Source organism: Klebsiella sp. 18074 (assembly GCF_902705905.1).
Lineage (GTDB): Bacteria > Pseudomonadota > Gammaproteobacteria > Enterobacterales > Enterobacteriaceae > Klebsiella > Klebsiella terrigena.
The window spans coordinates 1-5,977 of record NZ_CACSIS010000061.1; the positions used below are offsets into that span (position 1 = coordinate 1).

Genomic DNA, 5,977 nt, shown 5'->3' on the forward strand with positions numbered 1-5,977 from the left:
GGCAGCTTCGAGGCGAAACTCGGGGCTAAAATTACGTCTGTTACGTCCGGTCATAATGTCACCTGTTTTGACTGTGAGGTGATGATATCACCTCTATTCAGGTGGCCAAATTCAGTGTGCCACTACAAGGTACATTCATGGGGAGCTTCTGCAAGGAAGCCATACGTAACCATTCGCCTTTAGATGTAGAACCTCGTTTTGTGTTGAGTAATTGAAGTTCCGAGTTATTAAGACGGACACTGACACAGTGTGTTCGCAATGATCGTGGGATGATATTAGATTGATTCATAAAAATTCCTTTTATTAGATTGATTACTCATTCCATGTGTAATAACTTATTTATAATAAGTTATAAATAAAAGTCAATGAATTGTGATGCTGAAATCAATTATAAGGAGAGTGAATGTATTTAATGATGCCTTTGCATATGCACATAGACTATGGTTTTGGTGCAACAGCAGAACAGTTTAAAGAATCAGCAGATTTATTATCGGCTTCTGAATCCGTTAAGGATTTAGGTATGCCAGTCAATTATCTTAGACGACATGCAATCGAACTTTACCTAAAATCTTTAATTTATGTTTTGCACCGAAATTTTAAAATTCCATTCAGTAGTGGTGGTACTCTTGGAAAACCAAAAATTAAAGTGTTGGGAAAGGATTTTGAATTAGAAAACATGCATGACATCAGATTATTAACCATATATTTAATCGGTCAGCACAATAAGTTAATACCTTGTTTTTTTCACTTGGGAATAGGTGTAATTGAAAAGGATGTTTTAGATAAGATCAATAAGATAAATTCCATTGATTCTAAGAGTACTTTTTTTCGCTATCCTAAAACGGGAGATCACATCCAGGATATGAGAAAGTCATCTGTAAGACAAAAAAGTACGGAAGATATTATAAACTCGATGAACAAAAAAGAAGGGATGTATGTGAAGGCTTTGCTATTAGTTGATGACGAGGATAACATAGTTGACTCATTTGACATAGATGTAGATGTATTCCCAGATTTAAATAAAAATCTTAAATATCTATGTGATTATTTTCATGATCTTCATGCGGCATACAGATGGGGTATATGTGATGGCAGGTGACTATATTTTTATTTACTTAGATAAATTTGCATGAAAAATATTTCCTTTTCAATCGTAGAGCAGAAAAGCAAGGCAACTCAGAGAAGCGGAGCTTCGGAGAGTTAGCCCTTGCTTAATGCTTCTGAATTGATAAAATGATATGATGAAGAGTTTGAACAGATAATGTATTAATTTATGCACTGGGGTATAAAATGAATTTTGGTAAACTCTCACTTTTAGTAGTTGTCATTTTAAGTAATTCCTCTTTTGCATCGGATACTCCTTTGGTTCAACAATCATTGTTAAGGCAGAATGCAATAGAGTTATGTCGTGCCTTTGAAGCATCAGGATCTGAATTTACAATTTATGGAGAAGCTAATGGTGATATGGCAGTCAACTTAAAAAAACTTAAAAGCCTGAATCTAGGGGAGTTAAATGCGAAGTTAGGCACCAATTATTCTAATTGGGAAGGAGTTCCGAAAGTAGAAAGGAAGGATCAACTCTCTGAAAATATCAGAATGTCTAATTGTAATTTGACAGCATTTAATATGCTATCTCAGGATTATAAAGAAAAAGTTGAATTACAGGATAGAAAACAAGAATTATTACGCCAGCAGGAAGTAGTTGAACAGGAAAATAAACTCCCCCGTAATTATATTGTCAGTGGTGACCGACTACGTTTATTGCCTGATCTATATATTGAAAAGAGGACTGATTATAGCCTTGGTAATAAGTATTATCTAGAAATTACAACTCCTGAAAACGGCTTAATTAGAATGATTAATGGAACTAAAGAAGTGATTGATTTCAAAAACAAGTCGTATTATATTTCATTCCACAGAAATAACCATAAGCAGATTGTCATTACATTGGAAAATAAAAAAGAATAAATAAATTTGAAATTCTATTTTTGATAAAGCATCCTTGTTAGATATTAAACAAGGGGGTGTCAAAATGAGAATATTTATGGTTTTATTACTGCTTATGTTGCCGACATATTATGTAAATGCTCAAAATATTTGTGTGGATTACAAAACAGATCCACAGGTTGATGCAAAATATGTTTTAACTATAAAAAGAAAAATGGATTTTGTTGAGTATAATGATGTGATAAAGGTTACTAAGTACGATCATAAACTAATTCAGGTATTTGAAATTAAAAAGACAATTCCTGAGCTAAAAAAGGATAAACCTTCTACAAAATATGACATTCTTGATAATACAAAACTCTATATCAATATGTATTCCAGGGATAAGATTGATTTAAATAAAAAAACAGACTTTAATTGTATCTATATTGAGCTTAACAACGAGAGAAATAAAAAAATTACCACATTAATTGACAATGACATTATTGCTGAGTTCAGATCGCGTTAAGTACAACAAATATTATTATATTAGATGATCATAAATAATATTGGCTTCCTTTTGTCACTTTCATTTAGTCATTTTCACATTGTTTATCTCATTAGGTATACTGGTTGAAACAGGATACCCTTTCTAAGATATCCTGCTGTCTGCTCAATAGTTAGGGGAAATTATAGAGAATATGTCTTTTTTCTCAATATAAACCCCCAGTTCATCATATGGGTTGCCATAAGCTGAGGCTGATAACCAATTAAGGCTTGTGATTAAAATATTATCATTGTCCCATGATAATATTTTTGCATGAGAGATTGGTTCTTTCTTCTTCTCTAAAATAATCCCATTTTCACTTAAAGACTTACTTGTCTCTTCAAGTTGTTGGGTATTGATCCCCCCACTTAGAGATGAGTAATACATTTTTATGTTCAGCTTATTATTGGCTGTTATTGAACTTATTAATGGTGTCAAAATAGGTCTTTCGGCATTATTACTAATTCTATGGCTTGCAATAAATATGGTGCTTGTTGCTTTGTCCCTGGCATCTAAAACGTAATCGTGATGTTCATTTTTTGTGATGATTTTAATTTTTACATTTTTTTCAGTAGGATTTTCATTGGCCAAATGTTGAGTAACTTTTTTTAACTCATAAGCTATGGCAGAAATAGATTTGCTTAAATTATTAGATACCCGTGACTTCCCTTTTGATAATATACTCAAAATATCTAATACTTCAGTTGTTAAGACATTATTTGTCGTAAATACAGAACATTCATATCGATTAAATCCGCTCGCTAACCAGTTGCATGAACCTATTGTTGCACAATAACCATAATTTAGGGTATCACAAACTATAATTTTCGCATGTGAGCCTGTTGGATCTGAATGTATTGTAAAAAGTGAAGCTAATCCAAGTTGTACTATTTCCTCCTTATAAACATTAAGTCCACTAAGAAACTGATTATAACTGCCGATGCTTTTTTCATCATCAGGTTCCTCTTGACCCCATAATATATCGACTTGGACTCCTCGTTTAGCTGATTCAACTAATTTATTAAAGATGCCTTGAAAATTTTTCAATTGAATAAAAGTTGAATGGATAATAATCCTGCTGAGAGAGTTATCAATCAAGTCCAGAAGATGAGCTTTATGATTTTCAGAGCCGGATATTATTTGAAATTCGTTTTCGCCAATCAAGTGTTCTTCAAAATGATTTTCATAAGACTCTGTGCTAAAAATACTTAGTTTAGAACTCTTATTTTGAGAAGTACTACTTTCTTTACGTTTTAAATTAGCAGCGGAAATTATATCTTCAGCCAATTCTTTTGAGATATCAGATGGAACACCTGTTATATTATCGGCCTCATCAACCTGAGCTATTGCAAAAAGTTTGTTTTGATAATATGGTCGATCATTTGCCCTTTCCTCATAGCCTATAACCTCTTCATCACTATCTTCAACACAATTTAGTATATCTGATGGATATGGTGCATATTTCGGGTTTTTTATATTTAACTCTGTAGCTATTGAGTTTTTATTCTTGAGTAATTCATTTGCTCTTTGCTTGTTATATATTTGATAGTTCTGGTTTCTGGCATTTACTCGATAACATTTTGCTGTTTTAGGATCAATTAAAAACTTCCTAGTAGATTCCATTGGCTCTCTTTCATAAGGAAGTTCGTCATGGTTAGCAACAATTGATCCAACATCAGTAATTCTGAAATTATATTTTGAGTCTAATTCCACTAATTCGACCCAACCCAATTTCATAAACGGTATTATTATTTCAATGATTAGTCTCTGCGGAAGATTGGACTTCAATGATAATTCTTCTATTGGATAAGAACGGCGGCTAATTTCTTGAAGTAAAAAATGATCTAAAGCTCCCCACCTATGGCCCTTAAAAATTTTGAATTTATGTACGCCATAATGAAAAGGAATTTTTACATAAATATTTTTATTTTGCATTTTTCTTCCCTTGATTTTTTGTTGAGTTACTCTCAATTAATAAAAGATTACCGACTTGAGCAGATGTTTCTAATTCATTAATTAATTTAGGGATGAATTCATATTCTTGTGAGCTCTCTTTTACTATACGGTTGGACCAAGATTTAAGAAGTTCATATGATCCTATGATAATTAATTTATGCTTGGCTCGACTGAGTAAAACATTTATGCGACGTTGATCTGATAAAAAACCTAAGGCACTTTTTATTGTGCTTTTCCCATTATTTCGGACTAATGATATTATTACAATATCTGCCTCACCACCTTGAAAAGAATCCACTGTAAGACAGTAACCATCGTTATCATCAGGAGGAATGTAATTATTTAGAAGAGTTTTAAGCTCATTGTTTTTCTTTGCAATTTCTATGTGCTTGGAAATTAATTTTACTTGATTGGAATAAGGTGAAAGAATGGCTAATTTGATTTTTTTTGTAGGATTGGTGTTTTTATCAAGATCTTTTAAAATGTCGATTATTACTTTGCATTCACTCTCGTTAGACCAAATTGGTTTATGTTCTCCGGCTCGACTTCCCTTTGTTTTTTGTACATCTTGTTGATTAATCCATACCAGTGCTGGTGTATCTTTTAATATTGACTCTTGCTTTATGTTTATAACTGAATCAAAGTCTTTTGAAAGATATTTCAATTTTTTATCAGCATCAGTAAATAACGCTTTTTTATAAAAAACATTAGATATTACTTCCGCGATGTGAGGATGCATACGGTGCTGGACTGATAACATAGAAGATAGTTTATTTTTTCGTTTTTGTCCTTTACCTGCTAACTGTTCAAACTTTTCATCTTGTTCTTCATCTTCTAAAATTAAAGACTCAAATAAATTTACATATTTTGTTGCTCGTAATCCTATTTCTCTTGCCTGTTCGTCATTGATTGATGAAAAGTAGCCATTACGGATTAGTTCATTTTTTAATTTGAAGTTGTTTATACTATCAACTTCTTCGAAGGTGTTGGTTAGTTTTTTATTATTAGTTAATATTTTTTTTAGTTCAATGGAACGGTATGGTGGTAATTGACGGTGATCACCGATCATTAACCTTCTATAAGACAACAAAAGAGGACTGATTAGTTCTATCCCTGTAACTTTCCCAGTCTCTTCCACCCTCAGTGTCAGGATAGTTGTCACCCCCTTTGAAAATAAACTTGAGGGTGATGGAGTGACAAATGAAACGTATTTCCCCTGAACGAAAAACCGGAATACTGGCAAAAATGCTGCCGCCCTACAATATGACCGTGGCCGCTGTTGCACAGATGGAAGGAATATCCGAAGCTACCCTCTATAACTGGCGTAATCAGGCTAAATCAGAGGGAAAACCGGTGCCCGGAGCGGATAAAACAACAGACCAGTGGTCAGCAGAAGCGCGCTTTGCCGTAATAGTCGAAACCGCCACACTCAGTGAGGCCGAAATCGCGGAATACTGTCGTAAAAAAGGACTTTATCCTGAACAGATTATTCAGTGGAAACAGGGTTTTATGCAGACTGAAAACCCTGATGATAAAGCCGCGCTAAAA

The 5,977-nt window shown here is 33.2% G+C and carries 6 protein-coding genes; 4 read left to right on the forward strand and 2 right to left on the reverse strand.

Translation table 11 applies throughout. From position 1 onward, the window contains the following. Positions 1-403 precede the first annotated feature (403 nt). The 3 genes from GVK32_RS28125 to GVK32_RS28135 all read left to right on the forward strand — a co-directional run bounded on the left by GVK32_RS28125 (position 404) and on the right by GVK32_RS28135 (position 2,455). The gene (locus GVK32_RS28125) at positions 404-1,099 is read left to right on the forward strand and encodes a hypothetical protein (protein ID WP_159874123.1); all 696 of its coding nucleotides are present in this window, start codon (positions 404-406) and stop codon (positions 1,097-1,099) included. A 191-nt stretch (positions 1,100-1,290) separates the two neighbouring features. Beyond that, entirely contained in the window at positions 1,291-1,968 is a 678-nt protein-coding gene (locus GVK32_RS28130; protein ID WP_159874125.1) for a hypothetical protein, read from the forward strand. Between the two features lie 76 nt (positions 1,969-2,044). Next, positions 2,045-2,455 (forward strand): hypothetical protein, encoded by a 411-nt coding sequence (locus GVK32_RS28135; protein WP_159874127.1) that lies wholly within the window; start codon positions 2,045-2,047, stop codon positions 2,453-2,455. A 144-nt stretch (positions 2,456-2,599) separates the two neighbouring features. On the opposite strand, the gene GVK32_RS28140 is transcribed toward GVK32_RS28135, so the two are convergent. Together GVK32_RS28140 and GVK32_RS28145 are read right to left on the reverse strand one after the other, a co-directional pair. Beyond that, a complete protein-coding gene (locus tag GVK32_RS28140) occupies positions 2,600-4,408 on the reverse strand; it encodes a phospholipase D-like domain-containing protein (protein ID WP_159874129.1) in 1,809 nt (602 codons plus the stop codon). After that, positions 4,398-5,498 (reverse strand): AAA domain-containing protein, encoded by a 1,101-nt coding sequence (locus tag GVK32_RS28145; RefSeq protein WP_227698082.1) that lies wholly within the window; start codon positions 5,496-5,498, stop codon positions 4,398-4,400. Before GVK32_RS28145 ends, GVK32_RS28140 begins: the two co-directional genes overlap by 11 nt. A gap of 131 nt (positions 5,499-5,629) precedes the next feature. On the opposite strand from GVK32_RS28145, the gene GVK32_RS28150 reads away from it, so the two are divergent. Continuing rightward, a partial coding sequence (locus tag GVK32_RS28150; RefSeq protein ID WP_159874131.1) for a transposase occupies positions 5,630-5,977 on the forward strand: 348 nt, incomplete at its 3' end.